The 25,553-nt window shown below is 39.5% G+C and carries 24 protein-coding genes; 12 read left to right on the plus strand and 12 right to left on the minus strand.

From position 1 onward, the window contains the following. Positions 1–63 precede the first annotated feature (63 nt). Positions 64–1,374 carry a pyridoxal phosphate-dependent aminotransferase gene (locus BM073_RS13600; RefSeq protein WP_091654871.1) on the minus strand — a complete coding sequence of 437 codons (1,311 nt, stop codon included), beginning with the start codon at positions 1,372–1,374 and terminating at the stop codon, positions 64–66. Between the two features lie 293 nt (positions 1,375–1,667). On the opposite strand from BM073_RS13600, the gene BM073_RS13605 reads away from it, so the two are divergent. Together BM073_RS13605 and BM073_RS13610 are read left to right on the plus strand one after the other, a co-directional pair. Continuing rightward, positions 1,668–4,880: a T9SS type A sorting domain-containing protein gene (locus tag BM073_RS13605; RefSeq protein ID WP_091654872.1), complete on the plus strand. Its 3,213-nt coding sequence runs from the start codon at positions 1,668–1,670 to the stop codon at positions 4,878–4,880. A 228-nt stretch (positions 4,881–5,108) separates the two neighbouring features. Beyond that, positions 5,109–6,353 (plus strand): metallophosphoesterase, encoded by a 1,245-nt coding sequence (locus tag BM073_RS13610; protein ID WP_091654873.1) that lies wholly within the window; start codon positions 5,109–5,111, stop codon positions 6,351–6,353. Between the two features lie 99 nt (positions 6,354–6,452). On the opposite strand, the gene BM073_RS18130 is transcribed toward BM073_RS13610, so the two are convergent. From BM073_RS18130 to ettA, 5 genes are all read right to left on the minus strand, one after another. Further along, the gene (locus tag BM073_RS18130; protein WP_175557919.1) at positions 6,453–6,626 is read right to left on the minus strand and encodes a hypothetical protein; all 174 of its coding nucleotides are present in this window, start codon (positions 6,624–6,626) and stop codon (positions 6,453–6,455) included. Continuing rightward, on the minus strand, positions 6,623–7,036 hold the full coding sequence (locus BM073_RS13615; protein WP_091654874.1) for a hypothetical protein: 414 nt from the start codon (positions 7,034–7,036) through the stop codon (positions 6,623–6,625). Before BM073_RS13615 ends, BM073_RS18130 begins: the two co-directional genes overlap by 4 nt. 10 nt (positions 7,037–7,046) lie before the next feature. Then, complete coding sequence (locus BM073_RS17970; RefSeq protein WP_139217499.1) at positions 7,047–7,241, minus strand: hypothetical protein; 195 nt, start codon at positions 7,239–7,241, stop codon at positions 7,047–7,049. Between the two features lie 91 nt (positions 7,242–7,332). Next, positions 7,333–7,986: a CPBP family intramembrane glutamic endopeptidase gene (locus BM073_RS13620; protein ID WP_091654875.1), complete on the minus strand. Its 654-nt coding sequence runs from the start codon at positions 7,984–7,986 to the stop codon at positions 7,333–7,335. 1,242 nt (positions 7,987–9,228) lie between these two features. Beyond that, positions 9,229–10,908, minus strand: a complete 1,680-nt coding sequence (gene ettA, locus BM073_RS13630) for an energy-dependent translational throttle protein EttA (protein ID WP_091654877.1) — start codon at positions 10,906–10,908, stop codon at positions 9,229–9,231. Positions 10,909–11,038: 130 nt separating this feature from the next. On the opposite strand from ettA, the gene BM073_RS13635 reads away from it, so the two are divergent. Continuing rightward, positions 11,039–12,286, plus strand: a complete 1,248-nt coding sequence (locus tag BM073_RS13635; protein WP_091654993.1) for a DUF349 domain-containing protein — start codon at positions 11,039–11,041, stop codon at positions 12,284–12,286. Positions 12,287–12,363: 77 nt separating this feature from the next. Then, positions 12,364–12,585, plus strand: coding sequence for a DUF2795 domain-containing protein (locus tag BM073_RS13640; protein ID WP_026952747.1), 222 nt, complete (start codon positions 12,364–12,366; stop codon positions 12,583–12,585). Positions 12,586–12,664: 79 nt separating this feature from the next. On the opposite strand, the gene BM073_RS13645 is transcribed toward BM073_RS13640, so the two are convergent. The 5 genes from BM073_RS13645 to queA form a co-directional block, all read right to left on the minus strand. Further along, complete coding sequence (locus BM073_RS13645) at positions 12,665–13,393, minus strand: LytR/AlgR family response regulator transcription factor (RefSeq protein WP_091654878.1); 729 nt, start codon at positions 13,391–13,393, stop codon at positions 12,665–12,667. Further along, a complete protein-coding gene (locus BM073_RS13650; RefSeq protein ID WP_091654879.1) occupies positions 13,390–14,430 on the minus strand; it encodes a sensor histidine kinase in 1,041 nt (346 codons plus the stop codon). Before BM073_RS13650 ends, BM073_RS13645 begins: the two co-directional genes overlap by 4 nt. Positions 14,431–14,456: 26 nt before the next feature. Next, positions 14,457–15,296, minus strand: coding sequence for a LiaF transmembrane domain-containing protein (locus tag BM073_RS13655; RefSeq protein WP_091654880.1), 840 nt, complete (start codon positions 15,294–15,296; stop codon positions 14,457–14,459). A 303-nt stretch (positions 15,297–15,599) separates the two neighbouring features. Further along, a complete protein-coding gene (locus tag BM073_RS13660; RefSeq protein WP_091654881.1) occupies positions 15,600–16,274 on the minus strand; it encodes a 2-C-methyl-D-erythritol 4-phosphate cytidylyltransferase in 675 nt (224 codons plus the stop codon). A 107-nt stretch (positions 16,275–16,381) separates the two neighbouring features. Further along, positions 16,382–17,431: a tRNA preQ1(34) S-adenosylmethionine ribosyltransferase-isomerase QueA gene (queA, locus tag BM073_RS13665; RefSeq protein WP_091654882.1), complete on the minus strand. Its 1,050-nt coding sequence runs from the start codon at positions 17,429–17,431 to the stop codon at positions 16,382–16,384. 125 nt (positions 17,432–17,556) lie between these two features. Between queA and BM073_RS13670 the strand changes: the two genes are divergently transcribed. Beyond that, complete coding sequence (locus tag BM073_RS13670) at positions 17,557–18,804, plus strand: ABC transporter permease (protein WP_091654883.1); 1,248 nt, start codon at positions 17,557–17,559, stop codon at positions 18,802–18,804. A gap of 342 nt (positions 18,805–19,146) precedes the next feature. Here the strand turns inward: BM073_RS13670 and recA are convergent, their stop codons facing one another. Then, positions 19,147–20,175, minus strand: coding sequence for a recombinase RecA (recA, locus tag BM073_RS13675; RefSeq protein ID WP_091654884.1), 1,029 nt, complete (start codon positions 20,173–20,175; stop codon positions 19,147–19,149). A gap of 173 nt (positions 20,176–20,348) precedes the next feature. On the opposite strand from recA, the gene BM073_RS13680 reads away from it, so the two are divergent. From BM073_RS13680 to rpsI, 7 genes are all read left to right on the plus strand, one after another. Further along, positions 20,349–21,137: a DUF3108 domain-containing protein gene (locus BM073_RS13680; RefSeq protein WP_091654885.1), complete on the plus strand. Its 789-nt coding sequence runs from the start codon at positions 20,349–20,351 to the stop codon at positions 21,135–21,137. Positions 21,138–21,284: 147 nt separating this feature from the next. Continuing rightward, a complete protein-coding gene (locus BM073_RS13685; RefSeq protein ID WP_091654886.1) occupies positions 21,285–21,977 on the plus strand; it encodes a response regulator transcription factor in 693 nt (230 codons plus the stop codon). A 3-nt stretch (positions 21,978–21,980) separates the two neighbouring features. Then, positions 21,981–23,051 carry a sensor histidine kinase gene (locus tag BM073_RS13690; protein WP_091654887.1) on the plus strand — a complete coding sequence of 357 codons (1,071 nt, stop codon included), beginning with the start codon at positions 21,981–21,983 and terminating at the stop codon, positions 23,049–23,051. A 151-nt stretch (positions 23,052–23,202) separates the two neighbouring features. Beyond that, entirely contained in the window at positions 23,203–23,694 is a 492-nt protein-coding gene (locus tag BM073_RS13695; RefSeq protein WP_091654888.1) for a hypothetical protein, read from the plus strand. A gap of 103 nt (positions 23,695–23,797) precedes the next feature. Further along, on the plus strand, positions 23,798–24,508 hold the full coding sequence (locus BM073_RS13700; protein ID WP_091654889.1) for an RluA family pseudouridine synthase: 711 nt from the start codon (positions 23,798–23,800) through the stop codon (positions 24,506–24,508). 167 nt (positions 24,509–24,675) lie between these two features. After that, a complete protein-coding gene (rplM, locus tag BM073_RS13705; RefSeq protein WP_091654890.1) occupies positions 24,676–25,119 on the plus strand; it encodes a 50S ribosomal protein L13 in 444 nt (147 codons plus the stop codon). An 11-nt stretch (positions 25,120–25,130) separates the two neighbouring features. Next, complete coding sequence (gene rpsI, locus BM073_RS13710) at positions 25,131–25,517, plus strand: 30S ribosomal protein S9 (protein ID WP_091654891.1); 387 nt, start codon at positions 25,131–25,133, stop codon at positions 25,515–25,517. The last annotated feature ends 36 nt before the right edge of the window (positions 25,518–25,553 follow it).

Genomic DNA, 25,553 nt, shown 5'->3' on the forward strand with positions numbered 1-25,553 from the left:
AGATTTACCACTAAAGAATTGGGATTTTTTTTCAGCTTTTTAATTTCAGACTTCAGACTTATTTCAGCTTTCTGACTTTAAATAACACCGAATCGCTTTCCCCAATCTCTCAAAAGTATCTCTAAAGGTTTCTTCTTTTTCTTCCAATAGCGTTACGCGGAAGCCCCGGAGGTCAGAACAAAAAGAGGAAATAGGAACCACACAGATTCTTTCGGAACCAAGCAAGTAGTAAACAAAGCGCTTATCCAGTGGCATTTGCTCATCTGCAACCCATGCTTCCACCAAGGTTTTCACCCTAGCGTCCTCAATTTCTAAAAACTGATCAGATTTTAGAACTCCCTCTTCGAAAACGATTGTATTGTAAAATGCTCCTTGGGTAGGGTTGAATTTAATTCCAGGTATTTCGCCAAGAATCTCTGCCATCCAATCACTTCTTTTACCAATAGCTTCATTGGCTTTCTCCCTGTACGCTTTGTATTCAGGATGACTCATAATCTTAGGAATTGCCAGTTGGGGTAGGATGGTGGAACATACCTCAATCATCTTGGCATTTTCCAGGGTTTGACAAAGCTTGGAAAATTCCTTTGAGGCCTCCCGATTATAAAACTCCATCCATCCACAGCGTGCTCCCGGCCATGGAAACTCCTTGGATATGCCTTTCAAAGAAATGGCCGGCCTATCTCCGATTACTTCTGCCAGAGCCACTGCTCTAACTCCATTGTAGGTGATGTTTTGATAAATCTCATCAGCTATTAATAAGAGGTTAAACTCTTCAGCAATTTTCACAAATCCTTCCAATACCACTTTGGGATAAACCATACCGGTAGGATTGTCCGGATTGATGATCAAAATTCCGACAATGGAGGGATTGTACTTCACCTTCATGTACAAATCATCCATATCCGGAAGCCATTGATTATCCGGGTCCAGTTTGTAAGTGATAGGAGCTGTATTGGCATGGGCAGCCTCCGCTGAGCTATGAGTTGAGTAGGCCGGAGATGGGCCGATTATCCTCGCGGTGGGGATCAAAAACTGGTAGAGTTTGGCAATAGCATCTCCGAGTCCATTGAAAAAGAGGATATCATCAGCACTTAATTTAACACCTCCCTGCTGATTGGTCAAGTCTGCCAAAAACGCTCTAGTCTCAGGCATTCCTTTGGAATCAGCATATCCATAGGTTTTATTTTCTTTGAGTAAGTCTGAAATGATTTCCTTCATCCAAGAAGGTACCTGATTACTTTTTTGGATGGGATCACCGATATTCTCCCAAGTAATGGGAAATCCCAAGGATTCAATTTGCCGTGCTTTCTTTACGATTCCACGGATTTCATAATTCAATTCCTCAGCTCCCGGGCGGAGTAGCAACTGTCTCATAGGTCAATAGGCTGGTGGAAAATTCCTCTACAAAGTAAATCATATTCAATGCTTATAATAGAAAAGAGAATTGGTTTTCTTTTGGTAAAGCCCTAATTCCTTTCAAAAATCGACTATTTAAGGAAGGGTCATATTTAGAGAATTTTAAAAACAGAATTTTCTTTGGCAGTAAATAATTTTCATATATATTTATACATATTTCATATGCAGTAAAATGTATTTGGATTATTAGTTATTGAAAAATGATCGCCCTGACCATTTAATCAAGTACTAACCAAATATCATTTTATAAGATGAAACAATTTTACTTATCAGGGCTAATTGGGCTAATCTGCCTTCTAGTCTTTCCCCTCACTACCTTTGGGCAAACCAGAGGAAGCACATCTTCGGTGCAACAAAATCTCCGCTTTCAGGAAGAGTTTAATAATGTAAGCCTAGACCCTAATCCGAATGTAGGAGGTGGAACTCGTGTAAATTTCAGTCACAAGTTTTCTAATAATTCAGGATCAAGCTTAGGAGCATCTATAGCAAAAGATATCCTGGCACAAAACGGGATCAATATTCCAGGTTGGTTAACGGAGCTTGCTGACTTGGGAGGTTCGGGTTTCTTTTGCTCCAGTATTTCGCCAACATTCTCTGCCAATGCATCTGTAGACGCTGGCGGATATTACCAAGTGCATTCTGTTGGTTCATCTAACATTAACTTAGACTACCCTGTGGAAGTCTTTATTGAATATCCAGAAGCCAATACCTTCGCTTGCGGAGAAACAGTTAGAATCAATACTTCCTATCAGATACAAGACCCAGGAAATGGAAATAAACTACGGGTAAGTCCTCCTTTTATCAATCAGGAAATAGGACCTTTGATTGATGACCTGAGCTTAAGCGCTTCTATTGGAATAGATGCTGAGGTCGGTTTTGGAGTTACCATTTATTATCCTTGTTTAAGCGGCATTTGCTCTGAAGAGATCTGTTCGGACAAATTATATTTTGATCAAAGTAAGGAGTTTAAACTCAGCCAATCTTTACCAAGTCTCCCTGCTTTAATCAATATCTGTGATAAAGCATTTGGTCCAAATGCGACTCAGGCTGATATTTTAGCATGCAGATGGTCTGGCTTAAGCCCACTATTTAATCTTGGTCAAAGTGCTCTGGATGCTTACAACCGACAACAAGGGACCAGTTATTCATTGGCAACTTTTCCTAATCAAAATACCGTACTCATTGCTCCTCCAGATCTACCACCCAATGGTCCGACTATTCCAGAATTTGAAGCTTCATTCAGAAATACAGCAAGTACTGAATTAAATTCATTTTCCTTAAATGGAGGCACAAAACTGAAAGTTTCGGGCAATAAAAACTCTGTGACTCAAATGAATTATGATCTAGTTTCCCTACTAGACTATGCGGGGTTGACAACCTCCTTTAGCTTGGGCAATAATTTAGGAAGTATAGACGCTGGTGATGTCGCCCCTACACTTACGATGGATCAAGAAATGGATTTCGAATATGATCCAAAAGTAAATTTGACCATCAGTTTAGGGAGAGAAATGAATTATACTGTATTTAATAATGATGGAAGTTTTTCCCATTCAGGTTTTGGATCGACCGTTTCTCTATTCGCTGGACAATATATAGAAGCCCAGTTTCCTCAAGAATTAAGTTCTCCAGTCTCTATTAATGGACAGTCTTTTATTAATGGGGATTTCAAAAGCTTATCCAAGCAGGAAATTTTTGAAAGCACTAAAATCACCTTTGGGGAATTAAAAATCGGAAATGCAGTAGATATTACTCTGATTAACGAAGAAACTACTAGAGAAAGAATTGGAACCAATACTATTATCGATCATACCTTTAACCTTCAAGGAACACAAATTCTTGACCTTCCAGGCTTTTTACTTGATCCCGAAAATCCAGTAATTGAGGTCAAAGATGTAATCACAAAGGATATCCTGAATATCGGCGGTGGTAAAAGACAGGTGGTTTATGAAATAACGCTAAGCAACGAAGGTGATGTTCTGCTCAGCGAAGTACAGTCCACTTTTGACCTTTCTGAAAGCTTTCAAGATGCATCGAATTTCTTCGTCAATTGCATCAGCAGTAATGGATTGATCGTCAATTCTGAGTTTGATGGGGAAATCGATAAAAACTTATTAGCCAATGGAAATCAAATCGGAGTAGGCGATTCATTCACCATTGAAGTATTGGTTATCGTTACTCCTGAAATCGCATCTATTTCTGAATCCGGATGCTTTGAAACTGTGGAATATGATGTCTTTGCAAAAGCGACTGGGGTAAGTCCAATAGGAACTTTTGTAGAAAATAATTTCAACCAATGTACGCAGGAGATAACGGGCCCAGACATTATTAACACCGTAGACTTGGGCGCGGAAGTCATAGATGAATTGAGTGACTTCAGTATTTATGGATTCGAGCAGGTATACTTCAGCAAAAACTTCACTGAGTCACAAGGTTCAGTCGGATCTGCTGGTGACATGATTTTTGAAAATGTATCCATGCAGGGTGGAGTTCCTGTAACAATCGTCGGCGATATCTATGTGGCCAATGAGCTTATCTTAAGAGGTGAGTCAAGAGTCGTCTTTGATTACATGCAACTAGGTAAAGAAGTAGATAGTCAAAAGAAGTCGGCCCTTCTTCCATTGGGTGCGATTAGTAGAGAGTCTGACTGTGTAGTTTCATTTGACCAGCCGATTTTTGAAGTGCCAGACAACAATTCCAAAGAGAAAATTCAATTGAAAAAAGGGAATTCCTTGGACCTTGCACCGGGCACTTATCGATCCATTGATATGCTGGAAGGCACTATACTGAATCTGGAAAGCGGAGTGTACAATTTTGACAGCTGGAAAATTTCAGGCAAAAATGCGACTATAAATTTCAATGTGAGCAATGGACCAATTTTGATTCAAGTGAGAAAATGGTTGCCTCATGCCGATCAGCAGTACCTCGCTGGAAGCGATGGAGCACAAAGTATGGTGAGCATTCATTATTCAGGAAATGAACCTGTCAGATTCAAAAACACTTTCTTCCAAGGAAATATCCTTGCTCCTTTTGCTTCGGTGGATTTTGCAGAAAACTCTTTATTGGAAGGAACCCTTTATGCAAATAAGGTTCAGTTTACTGATGGATCTACTTTCATAGGACCGAAATATCTGGCACCTCTAAATGCAAGCCCTGAATGTCAACCTTTGGATGAGGCAGCAAGAAAGCTGGAGGAAGAAGTTCAGGAAGTAGCAACAGAACTTGACAGAAAAGATGAACAGATTCGAATGTATCCTAATCCGACTTCCAATATCTTGACGATAGATGGAATTCATCCGGAAATTCTACCTGCACAGGTATATATCTATGACAGTAATTTCCGCTTAGTGAAATCATTGATAGCAACCAGCACAGATGTTCAATTCGCTATGCAGGACTTGGCAAATGGTTTATACTTTATCCGGGTTGGAAATTTAGGTACACTGCATAGAATTATTAAAAACTAAAACCTGATTAAACCTTAATTTCAACAAAGCCGGGCACATGTCCGGCTTTGTTTTTTTAACCTTAAAAAAGTTATTCCTGAATTTCTCCAACAAAAGTGATTTGAAAATTCGCAGCCTTTTTCAGGACTTCAGTTTGTTAATACCCAACTTGCTATATTGCAGTACGTTCAGGTAAATTCAGAGTGAATGATGTCACTCATTTAGATTGATCAAAAATATTTTCGCAACGTGCTTTCAATCCTTATTCGAATCTCTCTTTTCATCCTATTTATTGGCCTAATTGACTGGTACTCTTTCCAAGCCTTTAAGACGCTTTTCCCTTCTCAAACTTGGGTAAAAATTGGGTATTGGGCTTTTTCAATCTTCATTTACCTATTTGTCATCTATAGTTTCCTGACATTCGAAAGAGGTGCTCTCAGCCCCGCTTTTGGAAAAATGATTTCACTCCTATTTCTGTCTTTGATTCCAAAGCTGATTATTATCGCCTTTCTTTTTGGGGAAGATATACTTCGGTTTATTACTGGCGGATATTATTCCTTGGCTGAAAACAGGGAAGGAGATTTTTTACCTGATCGAAGAAAATTTATCAGCCAAGCAGCCTTAGCAATTGCCGCTATTCCTTTTTTAGGGATTCTCCATGGAGTGCTGATTGGAAAATACCGCTATCGGGTGATGAAGCATACCTTGGAATTTGATGATCTTCCTGAGGAGTTTGATGGGTTCACCCTGACTCAGATTTCAGATATTCATTCAGGTAGTTTTGACAATAAAAAGAAACTGGAATACGGCATAGAGCTAATCAATGAGCAGAATTCGGATGTTATCCTGTTTACCGGAGATTTAGTCAACAACCAAGCGTCTGAAATGGAACCTTGGATCGAGACCTTTAAAAAGCTGAAGGCTCCAATGGGTAAATATTCTATCCTAGGCAATCATGACTATGGTGATTACATGACATGGCCGAGTCGAGAAGCAAAGGGGCAGAATATGAATCGGCTTTTCCAAGTCCATGAAGAATTGGGTTTCAAATTACTTCGAAATGAAAGTCTTCCTATCAAAAGAGGGAATGCTAGCATCGATCTGATCGGAGTAGAAAACTGGGGGAAAGGTTTTGCACAGTATGGCGATCTAGCCAAAGCTGCGAGCAGTCTTAAAGAAAAAAGCTTCAAAATCCTGATGAGTCATGATCCATCCCATTTCGATGAACAAGTGAAAAATTTCTCTCAGTTTATTCATTTGACACTAAGTGGGCATACGCATGGGATGCAATTTGGAATCGAGATTCCCGGCTGGGTCAAATGGAGTCCCGCTTCCCTCCGCTACCCCAAATGGGCTGGTCTCTACGAAGAACTAGGCAGATACCTCCACGTCAATCGGGGATTTGGATTTTTAGCCTTTCCTGGGCGGGTAGGGATTTGGCCGGAGATTACGGTGCTGGAGTTGAGGAGGAAAAAGGTTAATCCAAAGTTTTAAAAAATCATCAAATCAAAAGCTTGTATTGATAATACACAATATCTTGTATTACTAATACAAGCTTTTCAAACCATTTGATTATCAATAGTATAGATAAAATTATTTCTTCCTTTTCCTCATCCCCTCCACAAAAAAAGCGATCGCTCCCCAGGCTATCACCACTCCCAAAACCCAATTTGGCATCGGAAAAAGGTCCAAGTATTTTACCAAGAGGATCATTAGGAACAATCCGAAAGGTATCCCGTAAAGTCGATCGATAATTTTCTTACTCATTTTCTTTTCAAAAGATATCTCGTATGTGCGTTGGGATAGCCAAAAATCAGCGTGTCGCCTAAAAAGCCATAGCGAATAGTCTGACTCCCTTCACTGGTGTTCATTTCCAGGATTTGATCATCCTTTGTCTTCCATTGGAAAGTTGGAATGGCGGAATAGTCAATGGGAGCATTTATCCCCAACCTTTTTGCATCATCTCGAAAGAACTGCGGATCTATGATCCACTTCCCATCCTTTGTAAAGGTTTCCACATAGCTCTTCCCGTAAAATTCATCTTTGATAATATCTCCATTTCCATCTTTGGAGAAAAGTATCGTCCATTTCCCAACCAAGCGCGGATCTCTTTCTGCTTTTTGAATAAGTGCTGTAGAACTGATCAGTAGGATTAATAAAAAAAATCTCGTTTTCATAAAGCCTAGGTTATTTGTTTACTTTGAATCCAACACGAAGGAGTATTCCCTGAGAAAAAACTAGAAACACCATCCCAATTGCTGTAAAATTAGGAACCTTATTCCGTCCCTCCATCCAAAAGCCAGATTGCCAAAGAGATAGATCACCAATCAATAAGGCAATCAAAATCATGGAAAGATGGAAATAGAGTCGACGCTTGCTCATAATTGATAAATTTAAAAACTAAAGCTCTTTGAGTTGATCATTTCTCCATCCATTTATTTTTCTCCCATTCTCCATTCTTTTCCAGAATTACTCACAAATTACTCGGATCTAAAAAGTAAACAGCTGGAATCACTAGTATTGCATTGTAAGTACCATGAAATATAATCGCCCATTTGATCCCGTTTTTGAGGCGGATATAACTTAAAATCAATCCCAGAAAAAATTGAATAGCCACTAAAAAAGGAACCCAATAAAAATATTTACCAAAGTCAAAACCAGTGTAATTGATCATATGGACTAGGCCAAATAAGGCGGCTGAAATAAAAATCACATATTTTCTGTTTGGTTGAACACCACGATAAACCATTATTAATAATAGGATCAGATAGATCATTAGTAATGCCGCTGGATACCAAAGTTCACTAATCACCAAAATAGAAAGCCCCAAACTCCACCAAAGTGAAGATTTTTTTAAATCTAGATGCAATCTGAAAATTGGTTCCTCAATTAATGGTGCCAAGAAAACCCCCAAAAAAGCAAATAGCCATTTATTCTTCTTTAGAAGATCTAATAGCTTATGATCAAATTGATCTATACCCAAAAATTCTAGGAAAAAAGAATACGGTATAATGGTAATCAAAACTAAAACCAATAAAACAACAAAATCTTTCCATGGTAAAGGAGTGTAAGGCTCGTTGATTGTAGGGTTTTTGAAAAAGGACTTTAGATAGGACAGCAGTTCCATAAAGATTTAAAAAGAATTTTAATTCATGATTCATGAATTCTCATTGATCAAATTATAATTACGCTCTTCGAAAAATTCAGCGCCTTATTTTGAGTCAAAAAGAATCAGAAAAATCATTTCAATTGAAATAATGATTGTAAGAAGATACTAAAAACTAAAAAAGATTTTATTTTTCAAAAAGAGAATTAGTTCAATTTTTTACTCTTTAAATTCAATTATAACCCAAATCTTATTTTTTCAAAATTTTATTCCAAAACTCCAGCAGATCACGAATAATTCTGGAGAAAAAAGCTCTTGATCAGTAAAAAATCAGAACAAAAAAATTTGAGCTCTTTTAAAAAAAATCAAAACCCAATACCACAAAGGTTTATTCAATTTAGGTAAGCCATTAATTTTTATTTCATAGCCAGTAAGGAATGAAGGCCTAAATTCGCTTTTCGCACTAAATGTTTCACCTGTTCATTTTGTCGACTTTTGAAAAGGGAATGTTCTTATTAGAATAAAACTTGATGTAGTCATAACAGAAAGGTGAATAGACGTAACCTCTTCGGTAGAGGATATCCCCTCAATTAGAAATTTCGTAATGAAGGCTATACCTAACGAAAAAATAAAATCCCGAGATATGGATTTAATTTTTTTTTTAGTTGCTTGATTCTCTAGCTTCATTCAAATCTAAAATAAAATGGAAAAAGAATTATATAAATGCAAAATCCAAGGCTGATACACCCAATTAGTAGATAAAGTACTTTACCCAATAATCTCAATTTTTGAAATCGGATGAAGATAAGCTGAGAAATCAGTAAAGCAGGGAAAAGAAAAATTAGTGGGTTCATAATTAATTAAGTTGATTCATCTTTCATTTTCTTTCCATCAAGTCAATTAAAAAGGCTAAAGCCAAAAATCCCAAGAAGATAATTCCTGCATTTGTTGATTGGTTTCAATCAATCCGATTACACGAGATTCATTTGAAGAGTTTAAAAAAACCATATCATGAATTAAGTCCCCAAATCGTACCACAGGAAAGAAAACCGAATAATTTTTAGCATAGATCAACTTGATAAACTAAGAACAAAAACTCTGATATTATTGAAAATTTACCAAGATAAAATAGGCGTTGGTAAATTGATTGAGTATTTTTAAACTAACAAAATAAAATTGATTTGAAAAAACAAAACCCATCGAAGATTTCTCCTCGAGGGGCATTGTTTCAGCTTTCTGATTTTAGCCTTCTGACTTCAAAGCTTACTTCAGATTTTTATATCGAATTCGTTTCGGTATCACATCGCCCAGCCTTTTCTTCTTATTCTCTTCATAATCGGAGAAGTTTCCTTCAAACCAGTAAACTTGAGAATCTCCTTCAAATGCCAAGATGTGCGTACAGATTCTATCCAGGAACCAACGGTCGTGAGAAATGATCACCGCACAGCCACCGAAGTTTTCCAAAGCTTCCTCCAAAGCCCGAAGAGTATTCACATCCAAGTCGTTGGTAGGTTCATCCAAAAGCAAAAGGTTGCCTCCTTCTTTCAAAGTCAAAGCCAAGTGAACTCGGTTTCGCTCTCCGCCAGACAATACTCCTACTTTTTTCTCCTGATCCGATCCTGCAAAGTTGAATTTGGACACATAAGCTCTGGAATTCACTTCCTTATTCCCTAGCTTCATCAGTTCATTTCCTTCCGAAATCGTCTGATAAACGGTTTTATTGGCATCTAATGAATCGTGCTCTTGGTCCACATATGCCAATTTCACCGTCTCCCCTACCTCAAAATTCCCCGCATCCGGTTTTTCCTGCCCTGTAATCAGTTTAAACAAGGTGGATTTACCTGCACCATTAGGCCCAATAATCCCAACAATACCACCCTGAGGCAATGCAAAGCTGAGGTTTTCAAATAATAATTTATCACCATAGGCTTTTGAAACATTATTAGCCTCAATCACCTTGGCACCCAATCTTGGCCCTGGAGGAATAAATAATTCCAGCTTGGCTTCTTTCTCCTTTACTTCTTCTCCAACTAGCTTATCGTAGGCATTCAAACGTGCCTTTCCTTTAGACTGCCTTGCTTTAGGAGACATGCGAATCCATTCCAATTCTCGCTCCAAGGTTTTTTGACGTTTGGATTCAGTCTTTTCTTCTTGCTTCAATCGCTGTTGCTTTTGATCCAGCCAGGAAGAATAGTTTCCTTTCCAAGGAATCCCTTCTCCTCTATCCAATTCCAAAATCCAACCTGCCACGTTATCCAAGAAATAACGGTCGTGAGTTACGGCGATGACAGTTCCTTTGTAGTTTTTCAAATGTTGCTCCAACCAATGCACAGATTCTGCATCCAGGTGGTTGGTAGGTTCATCAAGTAGTAACACATCTGGCTCCTGAAGCAGCAACCTACAGAGTGCCACTCTTCTTTTTTCTCCACCGGAAAGGTTGGCCACGTTGGCGTCACTAGGAGGCAGTCTAAGAGCATCCATTGCCTTGTCCAGAATCACGTCCAGTTCCCAGGCATTGGCAGCGTCTAGCTTCTCCTGAACCTCTCCCTGTCGGGTAATCAATTTATCCATCGCATCCGGATCTTCCATTAGAGCCGGGTCCATGAATTTTTCATTGATTTCTTCAAACTCCTTCAGCAAATTGACCGTGTCAGCTACCGCTTCCTCTACGATTTCTTTGACGGTTTTATTTGGGTCCAATTTGGGTTCCTGCTCCAGCATCCCAACGGTGTACCCCGGAGAGAATACTACTTCTCCGATGTAGTCTTTATCAATTCCGGCAATAATCCGCAACAAGGAAGATTTACCGGAACCGTTCAAACCAAGGACACCGATTTTGGCTCCGTAAAAAAATGAGAGATAAATATCTTTGAGTACTTTTTTCTGTGGCGGATAGACTTTGGAGACTCCAGCCATGGAAAAGATGATTTTTTCTGCGCTCATGCGATGAATTTTTCTTGAGAAATTGCGTTAAACAGCAAAGATGCAAAAAAAGCCCTTTCTTAGGATAAGTGCTTTTGAATTAATTAATTTGCGGAAAATTGAAAACGACCACCTAACCTACTGTAGAACAATGGAGCATCCGTATGGATACATTAAGGACAATAAAGTTTATTTGAAGGGATTTCTTGGAAAAGCAGATAGGGAGATCGGTGAAGTAAAAGAAGATGAAGCCTCTACCATCGCTTATTTCGAGGATCGATTTGAGCAAATCAAAGAAAAGGTAGAAAAACTGAAATCCGATATTCAGGAAAACCAGAATAAGGGATCCTTTTTAATGAAATTGATTCACCTGAGAGATTCATTGTATGAATCAGATGCCTTGGGAGATTTTATCCCTTTAATCGAAGAACTCAATCAGCAGGAAGAATACCTGAATGAAATTATACAGGCTAATCGGGCTAAAAACCTGGAAGTAAAAAAAGCCTTGATTCTGGAAGCAGAGTCTATGAAGGACGATACTGACTGGAAAGCCACGACCGAATTTTATAAAGACTTGAAAATGCGCTGGATCAAAACCGGTCCAGTAGAAAAGGAGATTCAGGAAGAAATTGAAACTCAATTCAATGATGCTGTACAGCATTTCTTCGAAAACAGAAGGCATTTCTTTGAAGGAATGGCTCTTCAGGCAGAAGAAAACATCAAAGTCTATGAAGCCTTGGTTGTTCAGGCAAGAGAAGCACATGATCTTCCCGACGCCAAAATGGCTTTTGAAATCAGCAAGAAAATTCAGAAAGAATGGAAATCAGCCGGAAAGGTACCTGCAGAAAAAAGGCAGCCTCTGTGGGATGAGTTTTCTCGCTTGAACAACAGAATTTTCTCCAGATATAAGCGTACGCTCAACCCTGGCCCTCAGATGCATCCCCGTGAGGTGATGAAAAAAGTTGAAACCTTGACCGAGGAGATCAAAAAGCTGGCAGGTCAACCTACCACTCCAGAATTAATCAATCAGGCTAAGGAGATTCAGCAGGAATGGAGAAAACTTCCTCCTAGAAAACCTAAAGATGCCAACTTGCTGGCAAGATCATTTCAGTTCTTTTCGGATATAGTCTTTGAAAAAGCATTTCTGGAAAAACTGGTCCATGGAAAATATCCTGATTTTGATAATAAATCTGCTCAGGAACAAAATCAGATCAAAACTGCTTTACTGAAAGACTTACTTCATAGAGATCAAACGGAATACAATACAGCTCAGGGAAATACGGATAATTTCCAGGTTAGAAGCAGTGATTTCGAGATTATGATGAAGAAGAAACTGTCAGGATTAAAGAGAAAAGTTGACGTAAAAAATTATATTTTGAAGCAACTTTCTTACAAATAATCAGTACACGATTACATATTAGAAAAAAAAGATAATTTTGCAACCTTAAAATCCGGAACACCTTTAAAATAAACACTATGTACTGGACACTTGAATTAGCATCCTACCTTGAGGACGCTCCCTGGCCAGCAACCAAGGATGAGTTGATTGATTACGCCATCCGATCTGGTGCGCCACTAGAAGTAGTGGAAAACCTCCAAGAACTGGAGGATGACGGAGAGCCTTATGAAACTATCGAAGAAATTTGGCCGGATTACCCGACCAAAGATGATTTCTTCTTCAACGAGGACGAATATTAATACCAAAGCCCCGGATTTTTTCGGGGCTTTTTTCTGAATTTTACTAAAACTGAGGTTTTTAATCAGCCTCTTTATGGGTCTATAAACCTAAAACTTGCCTCAATCTGGCATAGCCGGACTTACTGACCGGAAGCTTCTCTCCATTTTTCAAATAAACCAAATAGCTATCCCGCTCATAGGGTTCGATTCGGGTGATAGAATTCAAATTGAGCATAAAAGACCGATGAATTCTCGCAAACCTATCTGGATCCAAAGCATCCTCGAGGGACTTCATCGTCATTTTCTTCAAATACTTCCCTGAGTCTGTGTGAATGGCGATGTAATCATCCTGAGCCTCGAAATACTGGACTTCAGCAACTGGAATGATCTTAATTTCATTCTTTACTCGAACGACTAAACGATTGCTTTTCTCAGCCATATCTGAAATTCTTTCGGTACTGGTAGGCTCCCCTCCATTCCGGCTTTCCAGAAATTTATTTATTGCCTGCTCAAACCTGCTTTGTGAAAAGGGTTTGAGTAAATAATCCACTGCCTTTGCATCAAAGGCCTTCAAAGCGTACTGGTCAAAAGCCGTGGTAAAGATTACAGAAGGTGGTTCATCCAAGAGCTCCAATAATTCAAAGCCCGTGATTTTCGGCATTTGAACATCTAAAAAAATTAAATCAGGTTCATGCTTTTGAATAGCTTTCATGGCCTGAAAGCCATCTTGACAAATTTCCAGAATCTCAAATTGAGGATAGTTTTGCAGGTATTCCTCCACTACCGAAGCAGCCAAGGGTTCATCATCTATGATTAAAGTACGGATCATTTCAGCTGGGGTATTTTGAGTTGAATGGAAAACAGGGAGTTTTCACTGGACTTTTCTAAGAGATCATTTCTTCCAAATAAAAGATAGAGTCTGCGTTCGACCGAACTCAGTCCAAAACCGGTTCCTCCCGGTGAGGGCGATTCTGGATCGAAGGGGTTTGTAAGTTTTAAAATCAAGTAATTCTGTTCTTTAAAAGCCTTCAGACTGATCATCACCTCTCCCGTCACACCATACAGTCCATGCTTAATGGAGTTTTCCAATAAAGGCTGAATAAGTAACTGAGGGATTTTCATTTGAAATATCTCATCAGGCACATCAATTTCTACCTGAAGTCTATGTCCAAACCTCACTTTTTCAATTTCCAAATAGAGTTTGAGAAATGAAAGCTCTTCTTCCAAACTAAGCCAAGCCTTTAAGTCCTTGCGAATAGTTCCACGCAAAAAATCTGAAAGTTGCAAAACCATTTGTCTTGCCTTTTGCGGCTGAGAGACAACCAATGCATTGATGGAATTGAGACTATTGAATAGAAAATGAGGTTGCAACTGCTGTCGTAACTGGGACAATTCAGCCTCTCGGGATAATTCCATCATGTGAATTTCCCGCTTTTGTGAATCCTCCTGCTGCTCTAATCTTGCGACTACAATTGCCAGCAAAGTCACCATGACCTCAGCCAAGGCCAAGATGGCCCATCTGAGATAAAAATGTTGCTGGAGAAATGAATAATATTCCTCTTCATTTTGGAAAAACCACTGCAGTCCAAAGCGATGAATTACAGCACCGATTAAACTGAGGAAGAGAGGTAAGATTAACAGTAAGATGACGTTTCTCCCTTTTGGAGAATAAAAGCTAAAAACACGATCCAATATCAAAACCGCACCCATGAATAAGCCGGTATACACTGCGGCATCGGTCAATGCAATTTTGAAGGAAACTTGATAATGAAGGAGAATGAGGATACAGGCAAGGAGCCAGATTACTCCGGCTCCTTGAATGACCCAATTGGCTTTGGAAGGGGAAGAAAATGCTTTGGAAAACAAAATCTAAAAGTTTTGAAGAAAGTTCGTTAAAATGATTTGATTTCCAAACCTCCAAATAGAATGGTTCCACGCAAAACTAGCACCTTATCAGGATCTACTTCCGATTGTCTGTAGATACGCTTATCCTCTACCCCTGCGGCTATGTTGGTTACTTCTGTACGCACATCCCAATGAGGCGGAACAATCAGCTTCATCCCTCCAAAAATCACATCTACCTGCATAGTTACCACACCATTTAGATCTGCTTGGCTAAGATTTAAATCTATGCCTCCAAAAGCTGCTGTCAGTTTACCTCCTTGGAAGTTTTTGGAAAGAACTCTCTTATTCACCCCGCTGAAAATCGCATCGATATTGACGCGGTCAGAGTAGGAAATTCCTGAAACTCCGCCCATTCCGGTTGCAGAAGTCCCATAGTCATCCTTGTCAGACTCTACCTGAGCATCTTCCACATCCGAGGAAGAAAAAGAACTTCCAGAACTGGACTTGAATGATTTATTTCGGATTTGCTCCTGTACATTATCCAAGATCCTTTTCTCCTTCTGCTTTTGAGTAATCAAATACAGACCAAGTAGAATTAAGGCTACCGGGAAAATGTAATTTTCGATTCCGAAATCAAATCCAAACTCTCTTTCGAGCAAGAAATAGAGACCAAAACCGAGCATAATTGAGCCAAAGAATGACTCGAATTTATGCTTGATTAATACGACCGTACCAATCACGATTAGGATCATTGGCCAGGAAAGTAACCATCCCGGGTAAAAAATTCCAAGCTTCCTTAAAAGGAGTAATAAGCCTATACCGAGGATTACAAATCCGAAAACCAATCCTCCATCGTTGCTGGACTTAGGGTTAGAATATTTTGCCATTGCTTTTTTATTTAAAATGATGCTCAAAACTATCCTGAGAAGCCAATATGCCCAATCTCAAATAGGCAAAGTCCGCAAAAAGTCGGTGAACACATACAAAAAGTCGGTGAAAATGCTTGGGGATTTGGCTTGTCGGTAGAAAAATCCAGATCCTAGTATGGATTAGGATTGGGTAGAAATATTTTGACTTAAATCCCCTTTGCTCCCTTTGAAAGGGGGATTGGCTTCCGCTAGAGCAAAGGTTTATTCTTCTATTTGAAGGATTTCTGGTACTATAAAAGCTTTGGAGATAGTTTCTAAGCTTTACTTTTTGCTGGCTAAAAATTCCGCATAATCCATATCCTCCGGGGTGGTGATTTTGATATTCTCAGGATTTCCTGGAATTAAACTTACCTGCCAACCCTGATGCTCATAAACTGTAGCATCATCCGTAAACTGAGGAAGTTCTGTGGTTTCGAAAGCTTTGCGGATTTTTTCCAACTGAAAAGTTTGAGGAGTCTGTACCAAGCGAAAATACTGCCTCTCCTGATAGAATGATTTTCCATTATCGGTTAGCTTTCTAATCGAGTCTTTCAAGGAAACTACTGCTATGGCACTTCCATTTCGAGCAGCCTCCTGAAAACTATCTTGAATTACAGATTCCTTAACGAAAGGTCTGACTCCATCATGAATGGCAACCAGTCCAGAGTTGAAAGAAACTGCCTTTAATCCATTTTTCACAGATTGGAATCTGGAGTTCCCTCCTGCTACTATATGATGTGCAATTGAAAAATGATGCTTTTCTACCAATTCTTGCCAAAGCCCAAAATCCATTTCAGGTAAGACTAAGATCAACTCTATCTCTGGTTCGGCTTTTGAAAAAACTTCCAGCGTATGCATCAAAATAGGCTTTCCCGCAATTGGTAAATATTGTTTGGAAACAGGACCTCCCATCCGGGTTCCTTTCCCTCCGGCAACCAAAATAGCAGCTTTCTTCATATTCTAATTTTGGGCAAATGTAGGCAGTATGATGCTTAGCAAGTTTAACCTTAGATTATCAAAAAATGAAAATACAAAAAAAGCTCCCATGAAGGGAGCTTTATATTTTAAAGGATCAACATCGCATCCCCGTAAGAGAAGAAGCGGTATTTCTCTTTGATTGCTTCTTTGTATGCTTTCATGATCAAATCATATCCACCAAATGCAGAAGCTGTCATTAACAGCGTTGACTCTGGCAGGTGGAAATTAGTGATCAAAGCATTGGCGATTTTAAACTCGTAAGGAGGAATGATGAATTTATCAGTCCAGCCGCTAGAGGCTTTCAACCTGCCATTGGCAGTCACAGAAGATTCTATGGTTTTCAAGGATGTAGTACCTACCGCAACCACTCGCTTTTTGTTATCCAAGGCCTCATTGACCAATCCCACGGTCTTTTCTGGAATATCATAGTTTTCAGAGTCCATTTTATGCTTAGTCAAATCCTCCACATCTACTTGACGGAAGGTACCTAAGCCAACATGCAAAGTGATTGGGCTTACTTCTACTCCCTGCAATTCCAGTCTTTTCAACAAATGCGGAGTGAAGTGCAATCCAGCTGTAGGTGCGGCTACTGCTCCTACATTTTTAGCAAAAACAGTCTGATATCTTTCTCTATCTTCTGGCTCAATTTTTCGGTCGATGATCTCCTTCAAAAGAGGAGTTTCTCCCAAAGTATCAATCGTCTTGTGGAATTCTTCTTCTGTTCCATCAAATAAGAAACGGATAGTACGTCCTCTTGATGTGGTGTTGTCGATTACTTCGGCCACTAGGTCGGAATCTCCGAAATACAATTTATTACCTACACGGATTTTTCTGGCAGGGTCTACCAAAACATCCCAAAGTCTTAACTCAGGATTTAATTCTCTGAGCAAAAAAACTTCAATTTCTGCCCCCGTTTTTTCTTTGTTTCCGTAAAGTCTTGCCGGGAAAACCTTGGTGTCATTGGTTACAAATACATCTCCTTCACCGAAGTACTCGATGATATCTTTGAATGATCTGTGCTCAATTTCTCCTGTTTTCCGGTGAACCACCATTAACCGGGATTCATCTCGGTTATCTGTCGGATAAAGGGCGATAAGTTTCTTTGGTACGTCAAATTTGAAATCTGATAATTTCATAGAGAAGCTTTAGATGTAAGAGCTTGATTATTTTGATTTAGAATTACTCTAAAAAATGCAAAGATAATAACATAATAGGCAAAATCCGCTAACTTGACGAATTGTTTTAATCAAAACCCAAAAGCATGCTCTTTTTCCAACTCACCTGGGAAAGTTTCCGCTTCGCAATCAGTGCGCTCAAATCCAATTTGACCCGTACCATATTATCCCTCCTAGGGGTTACAGTGGGGATTTTCGCCATCATCGCAGTATTCACATTGGTGGATTCTTTGGAAAACAACATCAAATCTTCCTTTTCATTTCTTGGTACCAATGTGATGCGAGTGGATAGATTCCCTTTTGCATCTGGTCCTCAGGATTATCCTTGGTGGAAATATTTCAGACGCCCAAGCGCCACTGTTGCTGAGTATAGATTTCTGGAACAACGCCTAGGTTCAGCTGAAGCAGTAACCATTTCAGCTTCTGCCACCACCACTGTTCAAGCCGGAAGCAATGCCTTTCAGGGAACTCAGCTCACTGGAGTAGCCTATACCTATCAGGATGTCTATGAGATTGCTCTTGAAGAAGGTCGCTACTTTTCAGAAATGGAAATTAATGCCTCCCGTAACTTGGCAATCATTGGAAAAACCATTGCCAAAACACTTTACCCCAATCAAACTGCCATTGGCAAGGAGATAAAGATGAAAGGAATGAAATTCATCGTGGTGGGAATATTTGAGGAAGAGGGAGAAGGCTTATTTGATTTACCATCAAAAGATGAGGCTGCTTTGATCCCTTATGGAGCTTTTACCAAACTTTTCTACACCGGAAGAAATGGAATTGAGCCTACGATTGCAGCAAAAGGCAGAGAAGAAGACATTGGGTTGGTTGCTCTGGAAAATGAAATGACCGGACTCCTCCGCGCCAAAAGAGGCCTTAAACCAGTAGAGGAAAACAATTTTGCCCTCAATAAAACCGAATTTATTCAAAATGCCATTGGGTCAATTTTCGATGTAATTTCAGCCGCAGGCTGGGTCATTGGTGGATTTTCTATTCTGGTTGGTGGATTTGGTATCGCCAATATCATGTTTGTATCCGTACGGGAGAGAACCAATATCATCGGTATTCAAAAGTCTCTGGGAGCAAAAAATTATTTCATTCTTTTTCAGTTTCTATTTGAAGCTGTTTGCCTCAGCTTAATCGGAGGAGGTACAGGAATTATCCTAGTTTATTTCCTCAGCTTTGTGCAGTTGGGGAGCTTGGACTTAGTCCTTTCATTCTCCAATATCATTCTTGGACTAGGCGTTTCCTCAGTGATTGGTATTGTATCGGGAATTGTTCCCGCAACACTCGCTGCAAGATTAGATCCTGTAGAAGCAATTCGATCCAACTAAACATAAAAAAAAGGAGAGCTTAAACGGCTCTCCTTTTTTGTTTTGAAAGTATCATCTTTCTCTCCATAATTATTCTATGCGGCACATATGACTGCCAAAGGTTGAATTGATTCAAGCTTCGGTCTTATTGCTCAATAACCTTAAGATAATCCCAACCTTTCCGATCATAATATTTGACCTATCTAATATGTATATCCTCTTTCTCGGCAGGAAGAGAAAAATACGGCTTAGAATTAGCCAGATGGATCAGAATCTGCAAGCCTCGGTCATCGGTCTTCCACTTCGAAAAGCATGGAAAATATGGCAATTGGCATAATTGCGAATATTCAGAAAATTTAATTTCTATTCCTCCATATCCGCAACCGGCTCAGTTGGCAAAAGCCCTGAAGCTGATTTGATTTTTCCTTCCAGCTCTTCCATCAACTCCGGATTGTCAAGCAATAGATTTTTGACTGCATCCCTGCCTTGACCCAATTTCTCTCCATTGTAGGAGAACCAAGATCCAGCCTTTTTGATAATGTCAAACTCTACTCCCAAATCAATAATCTCTCCAACTTTGGATATACCCTGACCATACATGATGTCAAACTCCACCACTTTGAAAGGAGGCGCAACTTTGTTTTTCACCACTTTTACTCGGGTTCTATTACCCAAAATATTATCAGCACTTTCTTTGATCTGACCGATTCTTCTGATATCCAGACGAACTGAAGCATAGAATTTCAAGGCATTACCACCTGTTGTAGTCTCCGGGTTTCCGAACATGACTCCGATCTTTTCTCTCAACTGGTTGATAAAAATACATGCACAGCCAGTCTTGTTAATAGCTCCGGTCAGTTTTCTCAAGGCTTGAGACATCAAACGAGCTTGCAAGCCCATTTTACTCTCTCCCATTTCGCCTTCGAGTTCACCCTTAGGCACCAATGCTGCCACTGAGTCTATAACAATGATGTCAATAGCTCCGGAACGAATCAAGTGTTCAGCAATTTCCAATGCCTGCTCTCCATTATCTGGCTGAGATATCAATAAATTTTCGGTATCAATTCCCAACTTTTCTGCATAGCTCTTATCAAAAGCATGTTCAGCATCGATGAAAGCTGCCAAACCACCTGCCTTTTGAGCCTCTGCAATACAATGCATAGTCAAAGTCGTCTTACCGGATGATTCAGGTCCATAAATCTCAATTACTCTACCTCTAGGAATACCTCCTACACCCAAAGCCATATCCAAACCCAATGATCCGGTGGAAATTGCCGGCACATCCTGCACCTTATTATCACTCAGCTTCATCACTGCCCCTTTACCGTAGGTTTTTTCGAGTTTATCGATGGTGAGTTGAAGTGCTTTTAATTTTTCTGCGTTATTACTCATGTGTTTATTAGTATAGAATCAAAGTATGAAGTTAAAGATTGCTAAGTCCTCCGCCAAAAACTGTCGAACTCTTAAAATCTCTGACAAATTCGTAATTTTAAGTCCCAAACGGCACGCTTTTTCGTATATAATCTGAAATTACACTGTTTTTGTCAGGTATTGTCAAAAAATTTATGCTCAACCCAAAAATCCTATACTTCTCTCTCCTCTTTTTCTTCGTTCAACCGGTTTTTTCACAAAATTCCGCAACGGAGCCATATACCTTTGGTGAGGAGTTGAATTTTGAAGTGAGCTATGGCTGGTTTAACCTGGCAGATGCAAAAATGGAAATAGCCAGAAAGCCTCATTTACAGGATAGCAAGCCTCATTACAAAATTGATGTGTATGGCAAGACGAAAGGAGCTGCAACTATTTTCGGAAAAGTAAATGACAATTGGGGAACATTGATAGACATGGACTCCAAACTTCCATCCCTATCCTATAGACATATTGAAGAAGGCAAATACAGGAAGCATGAAAAAGTAACTTTTGATCAAAAAAATCAAAAAGCCTTCATGCAACTCTATGACCGGGAAAATAAGTCTTTGAAGGAAGAAAGAGAGTTTAAGCTACCTGGACAGGTGCAGGATTTGGTCAGTGGTTTTTATTACTTAAGAACCTTAAACCTAAAAAACCTGAAACCAGGAGACCAATTGGTCATTCGTGGATTCTTTGATAAAGAAATATATAACATAAAATTAATTTACGAGGGCACTGAAAAACTCGAAACAGAGATCGGTACTAAGGACACTTATATTTTTTCTCCCCAGCTACCTAAAAACAACCTTTTTCGAGGTGAGTACCCGGTAAAAGTGTGGGTGACACAGGATCAAAATAAAATCCCTGTTAAAATCAAGGCTAACTTATTCCTCGGCTCTATCAATTTGGACATCAAATCTGCCAAGGGATTACGTTACAATTAATCCAAAGATTTAATATTTACTTAACATTCGGATTGGAATTTGGCCAGTTCTGGCTTAAAAATACCCCGTAGTTTTTCCTATCCCTGAATAAAATTGGCAGCAATCTCCAAATATTCTTTAATTTGAAAGAATTAACAGAAACACTCCATGGGCGACAAACAGAAAATCAAAGTCCTGGTCGTAGATGACGAGCCAGACATAGTTGAGATTCTAAAGTACAACCTACAAAAAGAAGGCTATGAAGTAGCTACTGCTGAAGACGGGATCAAAGCAGTAAAAACTGCTTCAAAGTTCAAACCGGATGTGATACTTTTGGATATCATGATGCCTCACCAGGATGGGGTGGAAACCTGCCGTCAAATCCGGGAAATCCCAGAGCTGAAAAATACTTTTGTCATTTTCCTTACCGCCAGAATGGAAGAATATTCAGAGGTAGCAGCCTTTGATGTAGGAGCAGATGATTATATCACCAAGCCTATTAAGCCTAGGGCTTTGATGAGTAGAATTGCCGCTCTTTTTAGAAGAGAATCGAAAAAAGATCAGGATCTGGCTCAGATAAAAATCAGGGATTTATTGATCGATCGGGGTAGCTATACCATTGAAAAATCCGGTAAAACCATCACCCTACCTAAGAAGGAATTTGAATTATTGTATTTCCTAGCCAAAAACCCTAATATGGTATTCAGTAGAGATGAGTTGCTTCAGAATATCTGGGGATCTGATGTATTTGTACTTGCCAGAACGGTGGATGTGCATATACGGAAGGTTCGGGAAAAAATCGGAGATGACTACATCACTACTGTAAAAGGTGTAGGATATAAATTCGATTTGGGTTCCTAATTCATGCTTGCAAGCTCCCGAGGTATTTCTTTGATCTTAGCTGTGGCCATTTCGGTCATGGTGTCAGCATTTTTATCTCTATTACAAGATTCCACTCCTGTATTGATATTAGTGGCTTTCGGGCTTTCTTTCTCTGCTTCTTATTTATTGATCAATATTACCTTGGAGTTTCTGGTTTTTCGTGAGATCGGAAATATTTACTCCCTCTTGGAAAAAATCCAGAAAAAGGACCTTTCCGAAATCTCTGATAAAAGCTCCAAGTCTTCTATTTCTCCTTTAAGAAAAATCAATAATGTCATTAACTCCTACGCGATAGCCAGACAAAAAGAGATTGATGCTTTGCAGAAAAATGCAGAGTTCAGGAGGGAGTTTATAGCCGACATTTCCCACGAGCTGAAAACTCCAATTTTTGCAACCCAAGGCTATATCCACACGCTATTGGACGGAGCAATTGATGATAAGCAAGTTCGGATGAAATTCCTCAAGCGGGCAGCCAAAAGTTTGGATTCTCTTGATAATCTGGTGCAGGATTTATTGACCCTGAATCAAATGGAAAGCGGAGTAATCAAGTTTGTGTACACAGATTTTGATTTAAAAGAAGTGATAGATGAAGTAATTGAGGAATTGGAGCATAAAGCATCCAAGAGAAAGGTTAATATCTCCTTTAAATACGACTCTGATAAAAGCTATGTGACCCATGCCGATCGGCAGAAAATCTATAGAGTTTGTCAAAACCTAATTTTCAATGCCGTCAAATACAATCATGATGAAGGTGAGGTCAAAATTTCTCTGAAAACGCAGAAAAACCACATTCAAGTAGATATCAAAGACGATGGACAAGGAATCCCACCAGAAGACCTAAAACGAATCTTTGAACGATTTTATCGAGTAGAAAAAAGCCGGAACAAAAAAGAAGGCGGAACCGGACTCGGACTGGCTATTGTCAAGCACATATTGGAAGGTCATAAAAGTAAGATCTCCGTAAGTTCGACCGTGGGTAAAGGATCAATTTTTAGTTTTTCTTTGCCATTGGTGAAGGAGAAGGAATTGGAAAAAAATATCGAAGTTGACTAATAGCTCAACCTTGATTTTCCCCATTGATATAAATGTGTTCTCAATACATGAAACCAGCGATAAATATCAATAGTACTTTGTATCTCATTGTCCAACGGATTAATTAATTAAAATTAGTATATTAGTTCTTGCGTTTTAACTTTTAGAACTGATGAAACATCTTACCCAACTAATTTTAATTATTTTTGCTTTCGCTACTTTTTCCTGCGATAAGCATATGGATCCTTGTTGCCCAATTGGCAATAATGCGATTAACCTTAAAGTCCAAGACAGGGAAGGCAATGACCTTTTGGATCAAAAACGAGCTGAGTCCTTCAGGGAAAATGTCATCAAAATCTTTTATGAGCGAGCGGGAGAGCTGGAAGAGTATTTTAATGGAGGGCACTCCAACATGAGAAGGAATTTTTGGATTATTTCTCCGCATGTGGATGAAAAATACCATCAAATGAGATTAATCATTGATTCCGAAGTGACAGTGATTCAATGGAATGAAAACGAGGCAGACACGCTTTACTCAGAAATTGTATACGATAAAGAATTCAACCAGAAACACATTCAAAAAGTCTTTCATAAAGGTGAGTTAAAATACAGTAATGATCCTTCACATATCAAAGCTGGTTTTATAATCACCAAAGAGCGCTAATCATCCTTGAATAGAAAGCAGAATTCCTTACCCTCGGAAGGATTTTTTTTGAGCGATCATTTCCCTACCTTTGCAGCCTCTTTGAAGAGGCACAGGCGAATCCATGAAAAAAATAGATTTTCAAAAACTTATTCTGTTTGAAAACGAGGATTACCTGGTAATCAACAAGCCGCCTTACCTGTCGAGCTTAGACGATAGACATGAGGCGCAGAACATCCTGGACCTTGCCAAGATGCACACAGCAGATGCCCAGCTGTGCCATCGTTTGGATAAGGAGACATCCGGATGTCTGGTGATTGCCAAGAATCCAGAGGCCTACAGGCACACGGCCATCCAGTTTGAAAATAGAAAAGTGGACAAAATCTATCATGCTGTGGTAGAAGGCATCCGGGAATACGAACGCCTGATGGTGGATCGTAATCTTCTTGCTTCCGCCAAAGGTGTAGCCAAAGTCAGCAAGGAGGGCAAGCCTGCTCAAACGGTCTTTCATACGATACAGACTTACAGAGCACATTCACTGATCGAATGCAAACCCATTACGGGTAGATTGCACCAGATCCGTGTACACTTGGCCTACCTACAATCTCCGATTTGCGGAGATGAGCTTTACGGAGGAAAGCATTTATACCTTTCTTCGCTTAAGCGCCGCTTCAATTTGAAAAAAGAGACAGAAGAATTACCTATCATGCAGCGGGTTTCTTTGCACGCTTTTTCGATCGGGTTTGAAGGATTGGACGGAAAAAGAATCACCGTCAATGCTCCTTATCCCAAAGATTTTCAGGTTTTGGTCCATCAATTGGAAAAAACAGCCTGATTATCAGTCTGGAAAAGCAGTAAAAAATTCGGTGTTTTTATGCTAAACCTGTGAAAATCAGGATTAGCCTTGGAAATATTTTGCATGGAAAATAAAATACTTCTATCTTTGTGTCCCTTTTTGGGGGTCGAATATATTTAACAAGCTAAAAATTAAACAGTTACACAGTGGATACTTTAAGCTATAAGACCGTATCGGCTAACAACTCGACTGTAGAAAAGCAATGGGTGATTGTGGATGCCCAAGCAGCAGTATTGGGTAGATTAGCCAGTGAGGTAGCGAAAATCTTAAGAGGAAAGACGAAGCCTAGCTTCACTCCTCATGTGGATTGCGGTGACAATGTCATTGTAATCAACGCAGACAAAGTCAGATTGACTGGTGACAAGTGGGATGCCAAAGTATATGTGCGTCACACAGGTTACCCAGGTGGTCAGCGAATCTCTACACCTAGAATGTTGAAAGACAAATCTTCAGCGATTTTGGTAGAGAAAGCTGTCAGAGGCATGTTGCCAAAAAACAGATTAGGTAGAAAATTGTACGGAAATCTGTACGTGTATGAAGGATCTGAGCATCCACATGCAGCGCAGCAGCCAAAAACCATCACTCTTTAATCGACTAATTCATGGAAATGATCAACAAAATCGGTAGAAGAAAGACCTCTGTAGCCAGAATTTACATGGCTCCGGGAAAAGGCAACATTACCGTAAACAATCAGACACTAGAAGTTTACTTCCCATTTGATTTGCACCAGATTGTAGTAAAGCAGCCTCTTGCGCTAGTAGGGGAAGACGGAAACTACGACATCCAAATCAATGTAGACGGAGGTGGTATCAAAGGACAAGCTGAGGCAGCTAGAATGGCTATCTCCAGAGCTTTGTGCGAATTCAACGAAGAGCATAGAGGTCCATTGAAAAAAGAAGGATTCTTGACTCGTGACCCTAGAATGGTTGAGCGTAAGAAGCCAGGACGTAGAAAAGCAAGAAGAAGATTCCAGTTCTCCAAGCGTTAATCGGATTTATTCTTCAATCAATAGAAAACAATTTTA

This window comes from Algoriphagus ornithinivorans (genome assembly GCF_900115305.1).
GTDB lineage: Bacteria > Bacteroidota > Bacteroidia > Cytophagales > Cyclobacteriaceae > Algoriphagus > Algoriphagus ornithinivorans.

Coding starts and splice junctions, on each gene's coding strand:
- BM073_RS13670 (WP_091654883.1), top strand. CDS start 17,557: ATGCTCTTTTTCCAACTCACCTGGGAAAGTTTCCGCTTCGCAATCAGT.
- rpsI (WP_091654891.1), top strand. CDS start 25,131: ATGGAAATGATCAACAAAATCGGTAGAAGAAAGACCTCTGTAGCCAGA.
- BM073_RS13655 (WP_091654880.1), bottom strand. CDS start 15,296: ATGGCAAAATATTCTAACCCTAAGTCCAGCAACGATGGAGGATTGGTT.
- BM073_RS17970 (WP_139217499.1), bottom strand. CDS start 7,241: ATGAGCAAGCGTCGACTCTATTTCCATCTTTCCATGATTTTGATTGCC.
- BM073_RS13660 (WP_091654881.1), bottom strand. CDS start 16,274: ATGAAGAAAGCTGCTATTTTGGTTGCCGGAGGGAAAGGAACCCGGATG.
- BM073_RS13615 (WP_091654874.1), bottom strand. CDS start 7,036: ATGAAAACGAGATTTTTTTTATTAATCCTACTGATCAGTTCTACAGCA.
- BM073_RS13640 (WP_026952747.1), top strand. CDS start 12,364: ATGTACTGGACACTTGAATTAGCATCCTACCTTGAGGACGCTCCCTGG.
- BM073_RS13635 (WP_091654993.1), top strand. CDS start 11,039: ATGGAGCATCCGTATGGATACATTAAGGACAATAAAGTTTATTTGAAG.
- BM073_RS18130 (WP_175557919.1), bottom strand. CDS start 6,626: ATGAGTAAGAAAATTATCGATCGACTTTACGGGATACCTTTCGGATTG.
- BM073_RS13620 (WP_091654875.1), bottom strand. CDS start 7,986: ATGGAACTGCTGTCCTATCTAAAGTCCTTTTTCAAAAACCCTACAATC.
- BM073_RS13600 (WP_091654871.1), bottom strand. CDS start 1,374: ATGAGACAGTTGCTACTCCGCCCGGGAGCTGAGGAATTGAATTATGAA.
- BM073_RS13645 (WP_091654878.1), bottom strand. CDS start 13,393: ATGATCCGTACTTTAATCATAGATGATGAACCCTTGGCTGCTTCGGTA.
- BM073_RS13695 (WP_091654888.1), top strand. CDS start 23,203: ATGAAACATCTTACCCAACTAATTTTAATTATTTTTGCTTTCGCTACT.
- BM073_RS13685 (WP_091654886.1), top strand. CDS start 21,285: ATGGGCGACAAACAGAAAATCAAAGTCCTGGTCGTAGATGACGAGCCA.
- queA (WP_091654882.1), bottom strand. CDS start 17,431: ATGAAATTATCAGATTTCAAATTTGACGTACCAAAGAAACTTATCGCC.
- ettA (WP_091654877.1), bottom strand. CDS start 10,908: ATGAGCGCAGAAAAAATCATCTTTTCCATGGCTGGAGTCTCCAAAGTC.
- BM073_RS13605 (WP_091654872.1), top strand. CDS start 1,668: ATGAAACAATTTTACTTATCAGGGCTAATTGGGCTAATCTGCCTTCTA.
- BM073_RS13680 (WP_091654885.1), top strand. CDS start 20,349: ATGCTCAACCCAAAAATCCTATACTTCTCTCTCCTCTTTTTCTTCGTT.
- recA (WP_091654884.1), bottom strand. CDS start 20,175: ATGAGTAATAACGCAGAAAAATTAAAAGCACTTCAACTCACCATCGAT.
- BM073_RS13700 (WP_091654889.1), top strand. CDS start 23,798: ATGAAAAAAATAGATTTTCAAAAACTTATTCTGTTTGAAAACGAGGAT.
- BM073_RS13690 (WP_091654887.1), top strand. CDS start 21,981: ATGCTTGCAAGCTCCCGAGGTATTTCTTTGATCTTAGCTGTGGCCATT.